General features: G+C 63.6%; 1 protein-coding gene and 1 pseudogene. Both read right to left on the reverse strand.

Translation table 11 applies throughout. The features are described 5' to 3' along the window. The coding region (locus EN750_RS35815) for an ATP-binding cassette domain-containing protein (RefSeq protein WP_127399383.1) at positions 1 to 482 on the reverse strand (482 nt) is incomplete at its 3' end. 6 nt (positions 483 to 488) lie between these two features. Continuing rightward, a pseudogene (locus tag EN750_RS35820) lies at positions 489 to 1,075 on the reverse strand (urea ABC transporter permease subunit UrtC); the annotation flags it as partial.

The raw sequence follows: 1,075 nt of genomic DNA on the forward strand, positions 1-1,075 counted from the left end.
CCGATCTCCAGCCACTGCTTTTGGCCGTGGCTGAGATTGGCCGCCAGTTCGTCACGCTTGTCGCCAAGCCGGATGATGCCAAGGATGTCGTCGATCTGCCGCGTCTCGGCGGCCGAGCGGCGATGGAACAGCGCCGGGAAGATCGAGCGCGGTCCCTTCAGCGCCAGCATCAGGTTTTCCTCGATCGTGTGGCTTTCGAAGACGGTCGGCTTCTGAAACTTGCGGCCGATGCCCATCATGGCGATCTCGGCCTCGTCATGCTTGGTCAGATCGACCTGGCCATCGAAGAACACTTCGCCTTCGTCGGGCCGCGTCTTGCCGGTGACGATGTCCATCATCGTCGTCTTGCCGGCGCCGTTGGGGCCGATGATGGCGCGCATCTCGCCCTTGTCGAGCACCAGCGACAGATTGTTGATGGCGCGAAAGCCGTCGAAGGAGACCGAGACGCCGTCGAGATAAAGGATCGTGTTCGACTTCGACATGATCGCTCACTCCGCCGGCTGCGGTTCGGGGTTGCTGGCGGACCAGTCGCCGGGCTTTCTCGCCTCGCTGCGAACGATTTTCGCCGGCGGCGGCACGTCGGCATCGGTGCCGGCTTCCTCGGCAATCGAAGCTGCCCGCAACGCCTTGGCGTTGCCGCGCCAACTGTCCCACATGCCGATAATGCCTTTGGGCAGCAGAAGCGTGACGGCGACGAACAGCCCGCCCAATGCAAACAGCCAGAATTCCGGCAGCACGCCGGTGAACCAGGACTTGCCGGCATTGACCAGCAACGCACCGATGATCGGCCCGACAATGGTGCCGCGTCCGCCGACAGCCGCCCAGACGACGACTTCAATCGAATTGGCCGGCTCGAACTCGCCCGGATTGATGATGCCGACCTGCGGCACGTAGAGCGCGCCGGCAATGCCGGCCATGACAGCCGAGACGGTGAAGGTGAACAGTTTTACATTCTCGGCCCGCCAGCCGAGGAAGCGCGTGCGGCTCTCGGCATCGCGCACCGCCATCAGGAGCTTGCCGTATTTGGAGCCGACGATCGCCCAGGTGACGAACACGGCAAGTGCCAGCATCACGG

This window comes from Mesorhizobium sp. M7A.F.Ca.ET.027.03.2.1 (assembly GCF_003999175.1).
Taxonomy (GTDB): domain Bacteria; phylum Pseudomonadota; class Alphaproteobacteria; order Rhizobiales; family Rhizobiaceae; genus Mesorhizobium.